The following is a 19116-nucleotide window of genomic DNA, read 5'->3' as shown; positions in this document are numbered from 1 at the left end:
TTTTTCTATTTTAAATGGGTTCCAATCCGCATTACTTTAGCTTCAAAATCTTCTCGTGGACCTGCTGCTTTATTTTTAAGTTGTGAGCGGTAATTGTAAATTGTAGATACCGAATACCGAAGAAAAGTCGAAATTTTTGCGCTGTCCTTGATGCCCAAACGGATGAGTGCAAAGATTCTTAGTTCCGTATTCAGCAGTTCGCCTTCCTTCAATTGTGTTGCTTCGTCATCAAGCAACAAAGCCCTGAATTCCGGTATGAAGTTAGGAAAGAGTTGCAAGAATGTTTTGTCGAAATTAGTATAGAATTCCTTAAGCTCATTTTCGACAAATTGTTTCGATTTTACGGCACTGATGAGGTCGTTCATTTTTCCTGTCGTTGCCATGACATTCAGTTTTCGGCGGTATTCGTCTAACTTGCCTAAATAATCGGAACACTGATCCATGTAACGTCCAATGTATATTTCCTTCAGAAGATTGGCTTCGGTCAGCGTATAATTCGTCTCATTCAATTTTTCATTGAAAGTATTTAATTCTGTATTCAGTTCCGAAAGCTTGCCGTTAGCCAAACTTAAATCCTGCTTTGCTTTAGACAATTTTTTCATTTGCTTAAAAAGTAAAAAAAGCACCGCCAACAAGAACACGGATAATATACTGGCACTTATCAAAAACAGAATCAACTGAAATCGATTGGTTTCATTTTGTTTTTGATACGCTTCGTTGATAATGGGTAGCATCTTCGATATTTCGTAGGTTCGTAGGCGTGCATTACAAAAAAGAGCGTCTTCCAGCGAGCGTTTTATGTATTTGTAAGCGCGATCAATATCCCCGTTTTCATACATTAGAAAAGCCAACGAACGCAACGAAATGTATTCTTTCTTGGCCAACTGCAAATCGGAAATAGCCGAAATAGTCAACCATTTTTTCTCTTGCTCAGCATCCTTTTTTTGGCGATAAGCCTGCGAAATAATGTAGGCAATAACTGCTCGATCATCACTGTTGTGAGCAATTTTCGGGAAATAGTTCAGTAATAAATCCAGTGTTTCTTTGTGTTTTCCGGCATCAAGAAGCGTACTGGACTTTGCCATAATATAAGCACTTGATTGTGATTTGTAGCAATTTAAGGAGGAATCACGGTACTTTTTTGTTAAAACAATATAGTTCTTTTTTTCCTGAAGCGAAGCCGCATAATCAGACATATAGCCATAAACGACGCTATTTACGGTAAAATAATAACCTTTTAATTCGGGTGAGGTAGTGATGTTGATTCGATTAAGAATGTCGGTTGCTTCCTTGTACATTCCTAATGTTCCCATGATGGAAGCTAGATTTAATAGGGCATGATTTAGCTTTTCAATGTCATCTAGTTTTTCGGCTATTTGAAAACTCTTTCGAGCATAAATTAAAGCGGAATCCGATTGATACGATTTATATTCCGCATACAACTTTCCGTAAACAGCATATTTTTGAATATCGGTAGTAGTAGAAAGCAGCAGTTCTTTGAGTTTGTTGATTTGAATCTCTTTTTTATTGGAATAAAGAGCATAATCAGCTACCGTTTGATCCAATTCCTCTAATAATTCCTCAGAATTATTTTGGGCAAAAAGAAAAACGGGGAACAAGAATGCAATGAGGAATGTCAAAAAGCGATTCATTCAAATGGGATTATATTGGTGTAAAAATAATTAAAAATCCAGTTGAACTCCTAAAGTCGTTCGTGCAAAAGCAACAGTTTTCAAAATAACGGCAAATTCGCTGATTTCGGGTGATAAATTTTTTAGCCATCAATTATCCAAATTTTGACTGATTTTTTAAAAAAGTAAAGATTAACCCGAGGCAAATTTTTTTTTCATCTTATTTCCGTCTTGACCAAAATACTATCATTATTCACACGTTATGATTTTTTTATAAACCCAGAACTCAATAAGTCCCTTACAAATCATTAAATTTGTAACTTATTCAAAAATATGTTAGAAAAAGAAGTAATAAATTTCGAAAAAACGGCTATCGTTGGTATTGTGACTCAAAACCAAAGTGAAGAGAAACTAAACGAATATCTTGACGAATTGGAGTTTTTGACTTTTACCGCAGGAGGCCAAGTGGTGAAACGTTTTTCGCAAAAAATGGAACGCCCTAATCCCAAGACTTTTGTAGGAACTGGAAAAATTGAAGAGATTCATCTTTTTGTAAAAGAGAATGATATCTCAACTTTGGTATTTGATGATGAATTATCGCCTTCACAACAAAAAAATATATCTAAAATTATAACAGAATGTAAAATTCTGGATAGAACGCACCTTATCCTGGATATTTTTGCGCAACGTGCCGAAACTTCGTATGCAAGAACGCAGGTAGAATTAGCACAATGTATCTACATGTTGCCTCGATTATCGGGGTTGTGGACTCACCTTGAGCGTCAAAAAGGGGGAATTGGAATGCGTGGACCTGGAGAGACAGAGATTGAGACAGACAGACGTATTGTACGAGATAGAATCGCTTTATTGAAAGATAAAATCAAAGCAATCGACAAGCAAATGGGAACGCAAAGAGGCAATCGCGGTTCCATGGTACGCGTGGCTTTGGTTGGGTATACTAATGTGGGAAAATCGACTTTGATGAATGCAGTTGGGAAAAGTGACGTTTTTGTAGAGAACAAACTTTTTGCAACATTGGACACCACCGTTCGCAAAGTAGTTATCAAAAACCTGCCTTTTCTGCTTTCGGATACTGTAGGATTTATCAGGAAATTGCCAACACAGCTGGTTGATTCTTTCAAAAGTACGTTGGATGAGGTTCGCGAAGCTGATTTGTTATTGCACGTTGTTGATATTTCGCATCCGGAATTTGAAGATCATATCGCATCCGTAAACCAAACGTTATTGGACATCAAGGCAAATGACAAACCCGTTATTATGGTTTTCAACAAAATCGACGCCTACAAGCATTTGACTATTGATGAAGATGATTTAATGACCGAAAAAACGCCAAGACATTACACGCTGGAAGAATGGAAAGCAACTTGGATGAGCCGAGTAGGAGAGCAAAATGCTTTGTTCATTTCGGCTACCGAGAAAGAAAATTTTGAGGAATTCAGAGAACGTGTTTACGAAGCCGTACGACAAATTCACATCACCCGTTTTCCGTACAATAAGTTTTTATATCCTGATTATAAAGACGCGGTGGAAAAAGAAGACAAAGACGAAGAAGAAAACGAATAATTTTCAATTTATAGAGTACACAGCAGTCAGTTCGAGCGCAGTCGAGAAAAGCATTAGTTCAGCAACACAATCCCTTTTGACATTCTCAAGAGGGATTTTTTTTGAGCATGCCCCAGCTTCCTCTGCGTTACAGCTGCGTCAGGCTGTACACTGCAATCTCCCGAAGAAAAATCGGGAGGATTTCCGCTGCCATCCTTCATGCGGTTTAGCGATGACGATAATTTACAAATAAAAAGTCCATTTGATGATTTGTAAGATAATTATTAAAGTGAATATTTGAAATTAATACGCTATGCAGTAGCGCCTATCCACCCAAAATGATATATATATATATATATGCGCTATTTTGTAACAGCTATATACAAGTTAGCAGAAATTTTACAAAAAACCATACATCAATACACTTTTAAAAACAAAATCAACTATGGAAATTATTCTCACTGCTTTATCTGCTGGTCTAGTAACTTTAGCATGTAATGTAATTTTCTTTACATGGATAAAAACAAAATGGGAAGAAAATTTAGAAACATATAAAATTGCATACTCTGGTATCTTCAAAGAAAAAATTGAAATTCATCGAGAATTATTGAAAAGAATATATAACTTTAAATTCAAGCTTGAACAATATGGTATGATTGGAAACGAAGAAATGGCAAAGGATTTATTTCAAGAATCGAACGATTTTATAAACTTTTACTTAATTAACCAACCATTTATCAAACCATCCATTTTGAAAATGATTGAAGACTTAAACAAAGAGTATCAAGAATGTTTTGAAGCTTTTCATACATATTCTGTTTATAGAACGCCTGGTGTTGATACAATATTACTTTCTGAAGCGGCACATAAAGCTGTAGAAGTTTCAAATCGTTTGAGAGGAGCAGATTTTAAAGCAATCGAAAATGAAATAATTCAAGCAATGAGAAAAGATTTAAAATATAGTGATTCCTGATATTGAATAAAAAACTACTAATAACAGCCGTTTGGCAAGATTGGAGTTTTAGGCTGAATTTAAAGGTGGTTTTGTATTTGGAAGATTTGGCAAATCCTAAAGATTACGCTTCCTTAATCCCAAACCGCTTGTAGCGCGGGAACGTTGCCATTAATTATAACAAACATCGTCACAATTAACGAATTTATCGTCTTTAGAGAAAAATATATTAAATGAAACATCAATTTTACAGTTTATTAATTGTCTTATCAATTTTAACTTCTCTGGTGCTCGTTTGCAACGAGTACCTACTTAAATTAAGAAACAAATTATAGCGTTTGCAACGCGGATCGCTAAAACCGGAGTTTCTTTAAAGGAGTATGCTACTGTTTTATAGTAGCGTTTCTTAAAATCAATATTTGAAAAAAATGTCTGAGAATTACAAAGTTATCGATAGTACAGTACCTACTTTTATTACTATAACAGTTGTAGATTGGGTAGATTTATTTGTACGACCTAATTATTGTATTATTTTAGATGAATCCTTAAATTATTGTATCAAGGAAAAAGGATTGAGTGTGCATGCTTATGTATGTATGACTAGTCATATTCATTTAATTGTAACAGCATTTGATGGTGAGCTGCAAAATGTTATTCGGGATTTTAAAAAATTCACCTCAAAAAAACTGGTACAAGCAATAAAAAAACACCCTGAAAGCAGGCGAGAATGGCTGTTACGAAAATTTAGTTTTGAAGCTCAAAAATCAGGAAGGGCTAAAAATTATAAAGTATGGCATGATGGTTTTCATCCCGTTATATTGGATACTTTGGAAAAAATAGAACAGCGTCTAAACTATATTCATTATAATCCTATTGAAGCCGAAATTGTTTTTCATGAAAGAGATTATGTAAACAGTAGTTATAGAAATTATGAAGAAGACAATACTGTTTTTTGTAATGTAAATGTCGAACCTTTATGGTAATCTATTTATATTAGCCGCGTTGCAAACGCTTTATTTAGTTCACACAAGTAAGTAGGTACTCGTTGCAAACGAGCACCAGAGTACAGAGACACTATAGAACAAAAAAAAGACCTTTAGAAATTTCTAAAGGTCTTTTTTTATAAAAATATTTTTTCTTAGAAACCGTAATTAACGCCTAATCCAAATACTTCTCTAACCTGAACGGCTTGAATGGAATTGTCGTCATAAATGGCTTGTAATGCTACGTTAGCCGACAAGTATTTATTGATTTTCATAATAACATTCATTTGGTAATCAACATCCACGTTTTGTGGATTGTCTAAATAATTGGAATATAAATTCAGTCGGTTTTCTATAGATACATTCGTCATGATATTGAATTTATAGTATGCCGTAATACTGGCTCCAAACTCAAATCGAGTAGAATCCCCTTGCAATACTCCAAAAGAAGGGCCAAATTCAGTAAAATGAGGATGAACAACAACTAGTTTTGCTGTTGCCGGAGAAAAATTGACACTCAAATTATTACTTTTTTTCCACAGCATTCCTGGTCCCAACTGGAAATAAGCCGGTGAGAAAAAATGAGATATTTTATCGTCATTTTTGTCCAATCCAGTGTCCATTTGAGTCTTGAAATTGAAAAACATCGAATAGTACCATTGCCCTTTGGCTTTCTTTCCCAAAAGAGAATTCAGTTCCAGACGATCGTCCGTTTTTGCGGTTTTTTCGTCTCCTTTTATTTTGGTTAAACCGTACGCTAAAATGAATTTATTATCCCAAACGATATCTTCTTTTTTATAATTGAAGTCGTAATTCAGTCCAAAATTCCCCGCAATATTCGAAGTTCCACCACCCAGCCATTGCTTATTATAAGCGGACTGATTAAAAAGCAGTGAGATATTTCCTTTTTTGGTCCAATACTTTATCGTGTCTGTTGCCGTTTCTTGTGCAGCAGCAGAAAGCATTGCAAAAAGAAACACTACAGAAAAAGCTGTTTTTTTCATGTTTTATATTTTAAATTCCACTATTAAAGTATAAAATAAATGCAATATATTATTCCTTTTTAGGTGCTTTGTATAATGGAACGGCAGAACATGCTTCGCCATACATTATACTTCGTGCAAAAGGTTGTAAGTAATGCGCTGCTAATACATACGCCCGCATCGGAACCGGTTTTCTGGAGCATCCTTTTATGATAACAGGCTTATTTTCATATACCGAATAGTCAATTTTAGGCAATAATTCTTCATAGAGCGAAGCGTCTAAATCTTCTAAAGTTCCATTGATGATTTTCTTGGCAAATGGCGCTAATTGAATGGCCACCAAAATAGAAGCCCAAGCCGGAACAATAGCATCGGTACTGCAATGAATAGCTACATATTGATCTTGGTATTGTGACCAATCCTGATTTTTCAGCTCTTCTCTAAAGTCTTTTTCTTTCAATAAAAAACCTTCCAAAAGCCATTGCGAAATATCGATTTGCGTACGAATTCCTTTTGGATAATAATCTTCGAGATCGAAAACTTCCAAAACACTATTCGCAACTTTATTTGTTATTTCTTCCATTTGAACAAGTTTAAAAGATTTAAAGTTTAAAGTTGCTTAACCTTAAACTTTAAACCTGAAACAAATTTTATAACATTCCCAATTCTAATTTTGCTTCTTCGCTCATTAAATCTTTGCTCCAAGGTGGATCAAAAGTAATTTCTACTTCAGCATCTTTTACATTGGTAATCGATTTTACTTTTTCTTCCACTTCTCTTGGCAAACTTTCAGCAACGGGACAGTTTGGAGAGGTAAGTGTCATCAAGATTTTTACTTCATAATCTGTATTAACCATCACGTCATAAATCAGTCCTAATTCATATATATCTACAGGAATCTCCGGATCGTAAATAGTCTTTAATATTTTTACGATTGATTCTCCTAATTCTGTGGTGTCTATTTCTTGTTCCATTGTTTGAGTATTTTAACCATATAAGACATTGAAGGTCATTTAAGGTTTTTGTTTTGAATATTATATTTGTACTTTTTTTATTATTTAGCTTGATTAAATCGTACTTAAAGTCTGCTATTTTTGTTTTTTATTCATCCAGATATCTATATCTTTCGTTGACATATGTTTTTTGTCCTTCTTTAAAAATATGTGTTACATTGAAATTTATCATTAATCCTATAGGAATTTCTAAAAGGGTCATATAGGTTAAAATTTGGGCTTCATGTATTGGTAAAACTTTTTCGACTGCTTTAAGTTCAACTACTAAACTTTTTTCAACCAATAAGTCACATCTTAATCCTGTTTCAAGTTCTAAACCTTTATAATAAACAGGAATTGTAAGTTCAGTTTGAAATTCAAAACCTCTAATTGTCAATTCTTTTTTTAAACATGTATGATAAACACTTTCTAAAAGACCGGGACTAAGATGTTTATGTACTTCTATAGCACAACCATTAACCTGATAAATTAAATCTTTTAAAGATGTTTTGGTCATAAATTTTCCGTTTTTTATTCTGACTTATATGACCTTAAATGTCTTATATGGTTAAACGAATTAGTTTGAAATCAATTCTGCGTGTTGAATGCCAAAGCATACATTTTTATATTTTTTATCATCGATACCAAGCCGTTAGCGCGCGTTGGTGATAAATGTTCTTTCAAACCTATTTCGTCAATAAAATTCATGTCGGCTTCGAGAATATCAGATGCTTTTTGATTGGAAAAAGTCCGAATTAATATCGCAATAATTCCTTTGGTCAAAATGGCATCGCTATCGGCAGTGAAAACAATTTTGTCATCCGTTTGTTCTCCTTGCAACCACACTTTTGACTGGCAGCCTTTAATCAGATTGTTTTCTGTTTTGAATTCTTCTTTGATTAAAGGAAGTTTTTTTCCTAATTCGATTATGTATTCATAACGCTCCATCCAGTCGTCGAACATGGAGAACTCATCAACAATTTCCTCTTGTATCTCTTTAATTTTCATACTATGCTGAATTTATTTCAGTTTTATTCTTTAGCTAATGACGTTATCGTATTGACTAATTTCTTAATTTCTTTTGGCGGAAAACCATGATCAAAACTATTCGTTTCATAGGCTTTTTCCTTGAAGGTAATTTTCAAATTCGCGATCGCTGCACCATCATAAAAACGTTTTTCGGATGGCGCTTTTAATTTGGATAAACTATCTAATTCCACCTTTTTAAAACAATCCACTAATTCTTTCCAGTCGGCATCTGAAATTTTTGTTGGTACCGCTTTATCATTTCCGTCTCTGTCTTTTGAAACCGTCAGCATCTGATTTTTTACTGTTATTTTTTGATAAAACCCTCTTGTGTTGGCCGTGTATTCAATAACAGCGGTTTCAATATCTTGCGATTTGGCGCTATCGCAACCGTTGCCCAGAAAAATAGTCAGAAATAATAAGGATAGAATTTTCATGTGTTGATATTTTTAATTTTTTAAGACAACATGAGTTGCGCTTTTTTAATAGCTTCAACCATAACATCAATTTCTTCTTTGGTATTATAAAAAGCAAATGATGCTCGTATAGTTCCCGGAATATTAAAAAAATTCATTATAGGTTGGGCGCAGTGATGGCCTGTTCGTACTGCTATTCCTAATTTGTCAATTATGGTGCCAATGTCGTACGGATGAATTCCTTCAATGTTAAACGAAATTACGGAAGTTTTTTCTTTGGCGGTACCAAAAATCTTTAAACCTTCAATTTCCAATAATCGTTTCGTTCCGTATTCCAGTAATTCTTTTTCTTGCTGTTGAATGTTGTCAAAACCAACTTCATTCATATAATCAACAGCAGTTCCCAGAACGATTCCTCCAGCAATATTTGGTGTTCCGGCCTCAAATTTATGAGGTAACTCCGCATAAGTAGTTTTCTCGAAAGTCACTTCCTTAATCATTTCGCCTCCACCTTGATAGGGTGGTAATTTATTTAACCAAGCTTCTTTTCCATATAAAATTCCGGTTCCTGTTGGCCCACATATTTTATGTCCTGAAAAAACGTAAAAATCACAATCTAATTCCTGAACATCTGGTTTCAAATGCGGAACAGCTTGCGCTCCGTCAATCAAAATCGCCGCTCCAATTTCATGCGCTTTGTCAATCATATATTTAATTGGATTGACCGTTCCAAGAGCATTCGAAATGTGATTTACGGTTACAATCTTCGTTTTATCCGAAAGTAATTTGTCATATTCTGACATGATTAATTCGCCATTTTCATTCATTGGAATCACGCGCAAAGTTGCTCCCGTTTTCTCGCATAACATTTGCCAAGGCACAATATTGCTGTGGTGTTCCAATGCCGAAACTAAAACTTCATCGCCTGGTTTCAAAATCGAAGCAAATCCGTTGGCAACTAAATTTATTCCATGCGTTGTACCCGAAGTGAAAAGAACTTCATGGGCAAATTTTGCATTGATGTGATTTTGAAGTTTACCGCGTGAAATCTCGTATGCATCAGTTGCTAATTGACTTAACGTGTGAACGCCACGATGAATGTTGGCATTGATTTCCTGATAATATTTTGAAATCGCATCAATCACCACTTGTGGTTTTTGCGAAGTAGCTCCGTTGTCGAAATAAACCAATGGTTTTCCGTTTACTTTTTGTGAAAGAATAGGGAAGTCGGCTCTAATTTTATTAATGTCTAACATTTTTTCGGCTTGTTTTTAATGTTTTTATTGGTCAAATAGATTGCCAGTATTCTACATTTTTTTTGACAGACTAAGTTGAAATTAGCCTCTCATTATTTAGAATTTTTCTAAATACAAAAGTAGTGAAATTGGAATTAATTTTTGACAAAACACTTGTTAATAAAAGTTATTACTATTCACGATTTAGAAAAATATAATACGACATCAAATCTTACTTTTTGTTAAATCGGAAGATTTCATGAAACAATTTCTCTTTATAAATTTAACCATTAAAAAATTAAGAAAAATTAAGTATTAATTCTTAACGAAACTTAATTTCTTAATCGTTTTGAAAAAATAGTTATTCGCATAAAAATCATTTTTCAGTATTACTAAGTGTTTCAAAAATGTAGTTCTTTTTTATTAAATTGCTTCAAATTAATTCTCTATGAAAAAATTCTTCAAGTTCGTTGGTTTTGCTTCTTTTATCGGAATCTTTTATATTGGGTTCACTACTTATCCAAAACTGGATTTAATTTCTGGCTTTTCAGCCAAAAGTATCGCTTCGGGGCATTTTATTGATAATCGTTCGCAGGAAATGATTGAGAAAGGCGACAACGATATCGATATGATTGATTTGGCCAGAAACAAAATTGAAGACGCAGGAAAGTTTGCAGTTGCTTCGGTTTATGGTTTGAAAGAACGAAAAGCAATTTACCGTGAAGGTTTGGGAGCGACTTTAATCAACGATGATTTTGATGTGACTAAACCGTATTTGGTTCCAAAAAGAACAAAATTGAAGAATGATTTACCTTTTCCGTATGGAATTAATGAACCAAAAGATACGGTTTTTACAAATGTTGATTATGCTAAATTGAGTGCGGCTGTTGCCAATGCTTTTGATACAAAAGGGCAAATCAAAAAAAGAACACGTTCCCTTTTAGTAATTTATAAAGACAAAATCATTGCCGAAAAATACGATACTGGATTTACTAAAAACAGCAAAATACTGGGTTGGTCTATGACCAAGAGTATTACTAGTGCTATGTTTGGAATTTTGGAAAAACAAGGAAAATTTGACATTGATGATCCTGCTCCAATTCCAGAATGGGTAAATGACAACCGAAAATTGATCACAACAAGTGACTTGCTGCACATGAATTCCGGTTTACAATGGGTGGAAGATTATGCGACAATTTCTGATGCCACCAAAATGCTTTTTCAGTCTGAAGATATGACCCGCTCGCAATTAGAAAAACTAGCGGAATATAAACCCAATATGCGTTGGAATTATTCTTCAGGAACCACGAATTTACTGTCTGGGATTTTGCGCAAGCAGTTTAAAACGCATCAGCAATATCTAGATTTTTGGTATTCGGCATTGATTGATAAAATTGGAATGAATTCTATGGTAATCGAAACGGATATGGCGGGAAATTACGTAGGTTCCTCCTACGGCTGGGCTACAACGAGAGATTGGTCAAAATTCGGGTTGTTGTATTTGCACAAAGGCAATTGGAACGGGGAGCAAATTTTCAACGAAAGCTGGGCGAAATACACTGCAACTCCAACAAATACTTCCAATGGAAGATATGGCGGACACTTTTGGCTCAATGCCGGCGGACATTTCCCGGATGTGCCAAGAGATATGTATTACTGCAGCGGTTTTCAAGGACAAATGGTGGCGATTATTCCGTCTCTTGATTTAGTGATTGTAAGAATGGGTTTAAAGGAAGAATCTAATTTTGATTTTAACGGAATGTTGAAAGGGATAATTGAAAGTGTGAAGAAATAATTTTTATGATAAAGAATAAAGTTTTACAATCAGTTTTAATGATAATTGGAGGTTGGTTTTTAATAGGTTTAGGTTATTCTACGAATTTAGGTTACCAATAATAAATGCATTTTGTTTTTTTGGAGGTCTTGTATTGCTTTTTATAGGAATTATAATGTTTATTATTGCAGTTAGAGACTAAAAATTAACCGCAAAAGGCACAAAGTTTAGTAAAAACCTTGTGCCCTTTGCGTAAATCTTAAGTGAACCTTGTGTTTAAAAATTACAAATCAAATCCCAATTTTACACCTAATTTTGTGGCGATAATAGTTGTAATTCGTTTTTTAAGTTCCGGTATTTTTATGTTTTCGATAACTGCATTAGAGAATGCATACATCAATAATGCTTTGGCTTCTTTTTTAGGAATTCCGCGTTGTTGCATATAGAACATTGCCGTTTCATCTAATTGTCCGATAGTACAACCGTGAGAACATTTTACGTCATCGGCAAAAATCTCTAATTGTGGTTTAGCATTTATAGTCGCTTTGTCGCTCAATAAAATGTTATTGCTTTTTTGGAACGCATTTGTTTTTTGAGCATCTTTTTCCACATACACTTTTCCATTGAAAACGCCCGTAGAACGATCAGAATAAATTCCTTTATAATCTTGGAAACTTTCGCAATTTGGAGCAGAATGTTTTACTAAAGTATAATGATCTACGTGTTGTTTTTCGCCAATAATTGTGATTCCGTTTAATGTACTTGTCAATCGTTCTCCAAAGTGATAAAAATTCAAGTTGTTTCTCGTTAAGTTTCCTCCAAAAGAAAAAGTATGTACGGAAACGTGACTTTCTTTTTGTTGAGAAACAAACGTATTGTCGATTAAATTTGCTTCAAGCGTATCGTTTTGAATTTTGTAATAATCAACAATCGCGCGTTTTTGAGCAAAAATCTCGGTAACAGAATTCGTTAAAACAGGGTTTTCGTTTAAACTTTGATGACGCTCAATAATTTGAACATGTGAATTTTCACCCACAATCACCAAGTTTCTTGGCTGAACCAAAAGTGCCGCTTCATTTCCTGTTGAGAAATACATAATCTCAATTGGTTTATCCGCTACTTTGTTTTTTGGAATATTGATATACGCACCTTCAATAGCGAAAGCCGTATTCAATGAAGTCAAACTTTCCTCTTTGTTGGCAATTTGATTAAAATAAGTATCAATAATCATTTTGTATTTTGGTTTGGTCAATGCCGATGACATCAAGCAAACATCAATCCCTTCGTGTGTGGTTGCCGACAAATGCGAACTGAAAACACCATCAATAAACACTACTTTATAGGTGTCTATTTCGTGTAAAAAGTATTTTTTTACGTGGTTGAATTCAACAGCATTTTCTTGTTTTGGAAAAACGGTAAAGTCATTTTTTAAGATGGCATTTAGCGAAGTGTATTTCCAAGCTTCGTCTTTTTTGGTTGGGAAACCTTTATCTTCAAAGTTTTTTATGGCGGCAGTTCTCACGTCATGAAGTTCAGAGTGAACATCTACACGCTCTTCAAAAGCCATAAAAGACGATAGTAATTTTTCTTTCAATTCCATTTTTTGATTGTTTAAAGTTTAAGGTTTAAATGTTTAAAGTTATCTCGAGGCAACTTTAAACTTTAAACTTCAAACAAATTTTTAAGCTTCTTGTTCTTGTTTAATCCAGTCGTATCCTTTTTCTTCTAGTTCGTGTGCTAGTTCTTTTCCTCCGGATTTTACAATTTTTCCGTTGTACAACACGTGAACGAAATCAGGAACGATATAGTCTAACAATCTTTGGTAGTGCGTAATCACTACGATTGCATTTTTGTCACTTTTTAGTTTGTTAACACCATTTGCAACAATACGTAAGGCATCAATATCAAGTCCAGAATCGGTTTCATCAAGAATAGCCAATTTTGGTTCCAACATCGCCATTTGGAAAATTTCGTTACGTTTTTTCTCTCCACCAGAAAAACCTTCGTTTAGGGAACGAGAAAGAAATTTACGGTCAATTTCTAATAATTCTGATTTTTCACGAATCACTTTTAGCATTTCGTTTGCAGGCATTTCTTCCTGACCGTTTGCTTTACGTGTTTCGTTGATGGCAGTTCTCATGAAGTTCGTTACTGAAACTCCTGGAATCTCTACGGGGTATTGGAATGAAAGAAAAACACCTTTGTGTGCTCTTTCTTCTGGTGCCAAATCAGAAAGGTCTTCTCCGTCTAAAGAGATTTCACCTTCGGTTACTTCGTAGTTTTCGTTTCCAGCAATGATAGAAGCAAGCGTACTTTTTCCAGCACCGTTTGGTCCCATAATCGCATGAATTTCTCCTGCTTTTACTTCAAGGTTGATTCCTTTTAATATTTCTTTGTCACCTATCGAGGCGTGTAAATTTTTTATACTTAACATGTTTTCTTTGTTTAAAGTTTAAAGTTTAAAGTTCTCGTGTTTACTGAAACTTGGTGCCTTTAAAATCTTTCTTGTTTAAATATGATATAAAATTGTTTATTTTTCCACTTAAATTTTCGAAGTCAGTTTTTAAAATTTCAAACTTTTCTTCATTGATGTATTTATAATCCAAAACTCGATATAATTGCGACCTGGTTTCTCCAGCGGATCCTTTTGCGATAGACAAAAACTGTCTAAACTCTAAATTTCCGTTTCTCTCAAAACCTTCAGCAATATTATCCATTACTGAGCCTGATGATGCTTTTATTTGATCTTTAAATCTGAAATCATTTTTTAAATCTGATTCTACAGAAATAATATGAATTTCTTTAGCGAGTCTTCTAGCCTCTTTCCAAATTTCTAAATCTTCAAACCTAGTTATTGTCGCCATTCATTTTTGTTTAAGGTTTAAAGTTAATCATAAGTTGCTCAACTTTAAACCTTAAACTTTAAACAAATTTTTATCCTACTGAACCTTCTAACGAAATTTCTAATAATTTTTGTGCTTCTACGGCGAATTCCATTGGTAACTTATTCAATACATCTTTACTGAAACCGTTTACGATTAAAGCAATAGCTTTTTCAGTTGGAATTCCACGTTGGTTGCAATAGAAAACTTGGTCTTCGCCAATTTTACTTGTCGTAGCCTCATGTTCTATTTTTGCCGATGGATTTTTACTTTCGATATAAGGGAAAGTATGTGCGCCACAATTATTCCCCATTAACAACGAGTCACATTGTGAAAAGTTTCTGGCGTTATCTGCATTTGGTGAAATTCGAACTAAACCTCTATAACTGTTTTGTGATCTTCCGGCAGAAATTCCTTTAGAAATAATGGTCGATTTAGTGTTTTTACCTAAATGGATCATTTTGGTTCCTGTATCGGCTTGTTGGAAATTATTGGTAACCGCAATCGAATAAAATTCTCCGGTTGAATTATCTCCTTTTAAAATAACAGAAGGATATTTCCAAGTTATCGCTGAACCAGTTTCAACTTGAGTCCAAGAAATTTTTGCGTTTTTCTCGCAGATTCCTCTTTTGGTCACAAAATTATAAACCCCACCTTTACCTTCTTTGTTTCCAGGATACCAGTTTTGTACTGTTGAATATTTGATTTCGGCATCGTCCAAAGCGATTAGTTCCACTACAGCAGCGTGCAATTGATTTTCATCACGACTTGGAGCAGTACAACCCTCTAAATAGGAAACATAACTACCTTCGTCAGCAACTAATAATGTTCTTTCGAATTGTCCTGTTCCTGCTTGGTTGATTCTAAAATATGTCGAAAGTTCCATTGGGCAACGAACACCTTTTGGAATATAACAGAAAGACCCATCAGAGAAAACTGCCGAATTCAAGGCTGCATAAAAGTTGTCTTTTTGTGGTACAACCGTTCCTAAATATTTACGAACTAATTCTGGATGCTCTTTGATGGCTTCAGAAATACTCATGAAGATAATTCCTTTTTCGCCTAATGTTTTCTTGAATGTAGTCGCTACTGAAACCGAATCAACTACGATATCCATTGCCACATTATTCATCATCTTTTGCTCATCGACCGAGATGCCTAACTTTTTGTACATTTCTAAAAGTTCCGGATCTACATCGTCCAATGTTTTATTAGGATCTACCGCTTTTGGAGCTGAATAATAGGAAATAGCCTGAAAATCAGGTTTGGTATAATGCACATTTGCCCATTCTGGCTCTGTCATTTGCTCCCAAGCACGAAAAGCCTCAAGGCGCCAATCGGTCATCCATTGAGGTTCTCCTTTTTTGTGCGAAATGGCGCGAACGATATCTTCATTTAAACCAATAGGAAACGTTTCTGATTCTAATTCGGTGTAAAATCCGTATTCGTATTCTTTGTTTTCGAGTTCGATTTTTAAGTCGTCTTCTGTGTATTTTGACATATTTTTTGTCTTAAAGTTTTAAAGTCTAAAGTTTTAAAGTCATTGCAAGTCTTTCGACTTTATGACTTTCGACATTCGACTATAATGAAAATGATTCTCCGCAACCACAAGTTCTGTTTGCGTTTGGGTTATTGAAAACAAATCCTTTTCCGTTTATTCCACCTGAAAATTCTAAAATTGTCCCGGCTAAATAAAGGAATGATTTTTTTTCAACAGCGATAGTGATATCGTTGTCTACAAAAATTTTATCGTCGTCGCTTTTTGTTTTATCAAATTTTAAATCATAAGACAATCCAGAACATCCGCCGCTTTTTACACCTACTCTTACGTAGTCAATTGCAGCATCAAAACCATCATCTTTCATTAAATCGATGATTTTTTTTCTTGCTGTGTCAGAAACTTTTATCATAGCTTATATTGATTTTGTCTAAATTAAGCACAAAGATAGTGTATAAAAAGCTTTTTCCATAATTGATAACATTTTTATAACTAATGCAAAAATAGAAAAAAGCTATTTGCGACCAGTAAAAGCGTTTGAATTTCTTAACTTTGGTTCCTCTCGAAAAAAATAAAAAAATGAAACTATACCCTATAGAAACCGGAAATTTTAAACTAGATGGTGGCGCAATGTTTGGCGTAGTGCCAAAGACTATTTGGAATAAAACCAATCCAGCCGATGAAAATAACCTGATTGATATTGCGGCACGCTGTTTATTGATTGAAGATGGCAACCGATTGATTTTGATTGATACCGGAATGGGAAACAAACAATCAGAGAAGTTTTTTGGTTATTATTCGCTTTGGGGAACACATTCCATGGATAAATCGTTGGCAAAATATGGTTTTCATCGTGACGATATCACCGATGTTTTTATGACGCATTTGCATTTTGACCATTGCGGAGGAAGTGTTCAATGGAACGCTGATAAAACCGGTTATGAACCGGCGTTTAAAAATGCTAAATTCTGGTCTAATGAAAATCACTGGGAATGGGCAACAAAACCCAATGTCAGAGAAAAAGCGTCTTTTCTATCCGAAAATATTTTGCCGATGCAGGAAAGTGGGCAGCTGCATTTTATCCAAAGACCGGAAGGAGATTTTTTGGCAACATCAGAGCTGGGTTTTGGCATCTTCTTTGCAGATGGACATACCGAGAAGCAAATGATTCCGCACATTCAATATAAGGATAAGACCATCGTTTTTTGCGCTGATTTATTGGCAACAGCCGGGCATATTCCAATTCCGTATGTGATGGGATATGACACCCGACCTTTATTGACCATGCCAGAAAAAGAAAAATTCATGAATGCGGCGGCTGATAATAATTATTATTTGTTCTTGGAGCACGACGCGCATAATGAAATAATAACCGTACAAAAAACAGAAAAAGGCGTTCGGTTGGCAGAAGTTTTTACTTGCGAACAAATCTTAACATAGTGTTAATCATAACTCCTTTTGTAACAAAAAAAATTATTTTAGACAAATATTTCAAAATTAACAAAAACATTTTCGATGAATACCATTAAACCTATTTACATTTCTGCTTTTGCTCTTTTAGCATTAGTAGGATGTGGCGCTTCAAAACAAGTTTCAAATACCACTAATTCTGGACTAGTTGCCATAAGCGCACCTTTAAACATTAAAAAAAAGGCACCAATTGCTGAAAATGACTTGAAACGTTGGAGTCATCTGGATATCGTAACTGATACTATTCCTGGAATGAGTGTTGACAAGGCTTATGCTGAATTATTGAAAGGCAAAAAAGGCGTTCCAGTTATTGTTGGAATTGTAGATTCTGGTGTAGATATCGAACACGAAGATTTGAAATCGGTACTTTGGACCAATACAAAAGAAATCGCCGGAAACGGAATTGACGATGACAAAAACGGATATATCGATGATATTCATGGATGGAATTTTCTTGGAGATAGTACCAAAGAGAATCTGGAATATGAAAGAATCATTAAAGATAAAACCTTAGTTGATAGCGCTACGTATCAAGAGGCTAAAGCATTGAATGATAAAAAAATTGCTGATGCAGTTGCGGGAAAAACACGCTCAGAGCAAATGTTAGAGACTATTGCTGCAAGTGATGCTGTTTTGGCAAAACATTTTGGTAAACCAGTTTACACAATTGAGGAGGTAAATGCAATTGTTTCACAAGAACCGGCAACACAAAAGAGCAAAGCAGCTATGCAACAAATGCTTTCTTATGGATTGCCAATAGCGGAACTAAAAGTTGCTGTTCAAAAACAACTAGAGGATCAGGTTGCACTTATAAATGGAGACAATCTGAAAACAGATTACCGTAAAGTAGTAGGAGATAATCCAAATGATATCACTGATACAAAATACGGAAACAATAATGTGATGGGACCAGACAAGAACGAGATTCTTCATGGAACACACGTTGCCGGAATTGTTGCTCAAACTAGAAACAACGTATTAGGTGGTGATGGTGTTGCTAATAATGTTCAGATTCTTACCGTTCGTGCAGTGCCAGACGGTGACGAGTATGATAAAGATATTGCACTTGGAATTCGTTATGCAGTAGATAATGGTGCCAAAGTAATCAACGGAAGTTTTGGAAAAAGCTTTTCTCCACACAAGCAATGGGTTTATGATGCTATAAAATATGCTGAGAAAAAAGATGTATTAATCGTTCACGCAGCTGGTAATGATGCAAAAGACATTGATTATGCAGAAAACTTCCCTAACGATTCTCAAGATAAAGTAACAGAGTTTGCAGATAATTTAATCACAATTGGTGCGTTGAATTTTGAATACGGAAATAAAGTGGTGGCTCGTTTTTCTAACATTGGAAAAATTAATGTTGACGTTTTTGCTCCTGGAGTAAAAATCTACGCTACAACTCCAAGCAATACTTATAAATATTTACAAGGGACTTCAATGGCTGCACCAAATGCTGCCGGAGTTGCCGCTTTAATTCGTTCGTACTATCCAAAATTATCTGCTCAACAAGTGAAGCATATTTTGATGGATTCAGGAGTTGCAATTACAACGGATGTTATTGTAGGAGGAAAAGCAAATGACACACGTTCTTTTACTGCTCTGTCTAAATCAGGAAAAATAGTAAATGCATACAACGCTTTACTGATGGCAGAAAAAATGTCTAAATAATATTTTAAGAATTCATTACTTTTGGAAGGGCAATTTG

At 34.6% G+C, this 19116-nt stretch carries 19 protein-coding genes; 6 read left to right on the top strand and 13 right to left on the bottom strand.

Annotated features, from left to right (window positions below):
• Window positions 1-5 precede the first annotated feature (5 nt).
• A complete protein-coding gene (locus tag QLS65_RS04025) occupies window positions 6-1652 on the bottom strand; it encodes a DUF6377 domain-containing protein (RefSeq protein WP_282715348.1) in 1647 nt (548 codons plus the stop codon).
• Between the two features lie 312 nt (window positions 1653-1964).
• Here QLS65_RS04025 and hflX point away from each other — a divergent pair, with 312 nt between their 5' ends.
• The 3 genes from hflX (at window position 1965) to QLS65_RS04010 (ending at window position 5129) form a co-directional block, all read left to right on the top strand.
• A complete protein-coding gene (hflX, locus tag QLS65_RS04020) occupies window positions 1965-3215 on the top strand; it encodes a GTPase HflX (protein WP_091166402.1) in 1251 nt (416 codons plus the stop codon).
• Between the two features lie 424 nt (window positions 3216-3639).
• Window positions 3640-4167 carry a hypothetical protein gene (locus tag QLS65_RS04015; protein ID WP_282715344.1) on the top strand — a complete coding sequence of 176 codons (528 nt, stop codon included), beginning with the start codon at window positions 3640-3642 and terminating at the stop codon, window positions 4165-4167.
• Between the two features lie 407 nt (window positions 4168-4574).
• Window positions 4575-5129, top strand: a complete 555-nt coding sequence (locus QLS65_RS04010) for a transposase (RefSeq protein ID WP_282715342.1) — start codon at window positions 4575-4577, stop codon at window positions 5127-5129.
• A 155-nt stretch (window positions 5130-5284) separates the two neighbouring features.
• On the opposite strand, the gene QLS65_RS04005 is transcribed toward QLS65_RS04010, so the two are convergent.
• The 7 genes from QLS65_RS04005 to QLS65_RS03975 form a co-directional block, all read right to left on the bottom strand.
• The gene (locus QLS65_RS04005) at window positions 5285-6133 is read right to left on the bottom strand and encodes a DUF3078 domain-containing protein (RefSeq protein WP_282715340.1); all 849 of its coding nucleotides are present in this window, start codon (window positions 6131-6133) and stop codon (window positions 5285-5287) included.
• A 49-nt stretch (window positions 6134-6182) separates the two neighbouring features.
• The gene (locus tag QLS65_RS04000; RefSeq protein WP_282715338.1) at window positions 6183-6695 is read right to left on the bottom strand and encodes a DUF2480 family protein; all 513 of its coding nucleotides are present in this window, start codon (window positions 6693-6695) and stop codon (window positions 6183-6185) included.
• Between the two features lie 67 nt (window positions 6696-6762).
• Window positions 6763-7086 carry an SUF system Fe-S cluster assembly protein gene (locus QLS65_RS03995; RefSeq protein ID WP_282715336.1) on the bottom strand — a complete coding sequence of 108 codons (324 nt, stop codon included), beginning with the start codon at window positions 7084-7086 and terminating at the stop codon, window positions 6763-6765.
• A 127-nt stretch (window positions 7087-7213) separates the two neighbouring features.
• The gene (locus QLS65_RS03990) at window positions 7214-7621 is read right to left on the bottom strand and encodes a GxxExxY protein (protein ID WP_282711129.1); all 408 of its coding nucleotides are present in this window, start codon (window positions 7619-7621) and stop codon (window positions 7214-7216) included.
• A 71-nt stretch (window positions 7622-7692) separates the two neighbouring features.
• Window positions 7693-8112, bottom strand: a complete 420-nt coding sequence (locus QLS65_RS03985) for a SufE family protein (protein ID WP_282711128.1) — start codon at window positions 8110-8112, stop codon at window positions 7693-7695.
• 23 nt (window positions 8113-8135) lie between these two features.
• A complete protein-coding gene (locus QLS65_RS03980; protein ID WP_282711126.1) occupies window positions 8136-8567 on the bottom strand; it encodes a hypothetical protein in 432 nt (143 codons plus the stop codon).
• Window positions 8568-8587: 20 nt separating this feature from the next.
• Entirely contained in the window at window positions 8588-9802 is a 1215-nt protein-coding gene (locus tag QLS65_RS03975; RefSeq protein WP_282711125.1) for an aminotransferase class V-fold PLP-dependent enzyme, read from the bottom strand.
• 427 nt (window positions 9803-10229) lie between these two features.
• Between QLS65_RS03975 and QLS65_RS03970 the strand changes: the two genes are divergently transcribed.
• Window positions 10230-11576, top strand: a complete 1347-nt coding sequence (locus tag QLS65_RS03970) for a serine hydrolase domain-containing protein (protein ID WP_282715333.1) — start codon at window positions 10230-10232, stop codon at window positions 11574-11576.
• A 262-nt stretch (window positions 11577-11838) separates the two neighbouring features.
• Here the strand turns inward: QLS65_RS03970 and sufD are convergent, their stop codons facing one another.
• From sufD to QLS65_RS03945, 5 genes are all read right to left on the bottom strand, one after another.
• Entirely contained in the window at window positions 11839-13155 is a 1317-nt protein-coding gene (gene sufD / locus QLS65_RS03965) for a Fe-S cluster assembly protein SufD (RefSeq protein WP_282715331.1), read from the bottom strand.
• Window positions 13156-13236: 81 nt separating this feature from the next.
• Entirely contained in the window at window positions 13237-13989 is a 753-nt protein-coding gene (gene sufC, locus QLS65_RS03960) for a Fe-S cluster assembly ATPase SufC (RefSeq protein ID WP_282711122.1), read from the bottom strand.
• Between the two features lie 40 nt (window positions 13990-14029).
• Complete coding sequence (locus QLS65_RS03955) at window positions 14030-14419, bottom strand: four helix bundle protein (RefSeq protein WP_099714057.1); 390 nt, start codon at window positions 14417-14419, stop codon at window positions 14030-14032.
• Window positions 14420-14489: 70 nt separating this feature from the next.
• Entirely contained in the window at window positions 14490-15938 is a 1449-nt protein-coding gene (gene sufB / locus QLS65_RS03950; protein ID WP_099716236.1) for a Fe-S cluster assembly protein SufB, read from the bottom strand.
• A 79-nt stretch (window positions 15939-16017) separates the two neighbouring features.
• On the bottom strand, window positions 16018-16347 hold the full coding sequence (locus QLS65_RS03945) for a HesB/IscA family protein (protein ID WP_099714058.1): 330 nt from the start codon (window positions 16345-16347) through the stop codon (window positions 16018-16020).
• A gap of 167 nt (window positions 16348-16514) precedes the next feature.
• Here QLS65_RS03945 and QLS65_RS03940 point away from each other — a divergent pair, with 167 nt between their 5' ends.
• Together QLS65_RS03940 and QLS65_RS03935 are read left to right on the top strand one after the other, a co-directional pair.
• On the top strand, window positions 16515-17375 hold the full coding sequence (locus QLS65_RS03940) for an MBL fold metallo-hydrolase (protein ID WP_282715329.1): 861 nt from the start codon (window positions 16515-16517) through the stop codon (window positions 17373-17375).
• 75 nt (window positions 17376-17450) lie between these two features.
• A complete protein-coding gene (locus QLS65_RS03935; protein WP_282711119.1) occupies window positions 17451-19079 on the top strand; it encodes a S8 family peptidase in 1629 nt (542 codons plus the stop codon).
• Window positions 19080-19116: the final 37 nt, after the last annotated feature.

Source organism: Flavobacterium algoritolerans (assembly GCF_030010385.1).
GTDB classification, from domain to species: domain Bacteria; phylum Bacteroidota; class Bacteroidia; order Flavobacteriales; family Flavobacteriaceae; genus Flavobacterium; species Flavobacterium algoritolerans.
Note: the sequence above shows the minus strand (reverse complement) of the source record. Positions and strands in the feature narration are given on the sequence as shown.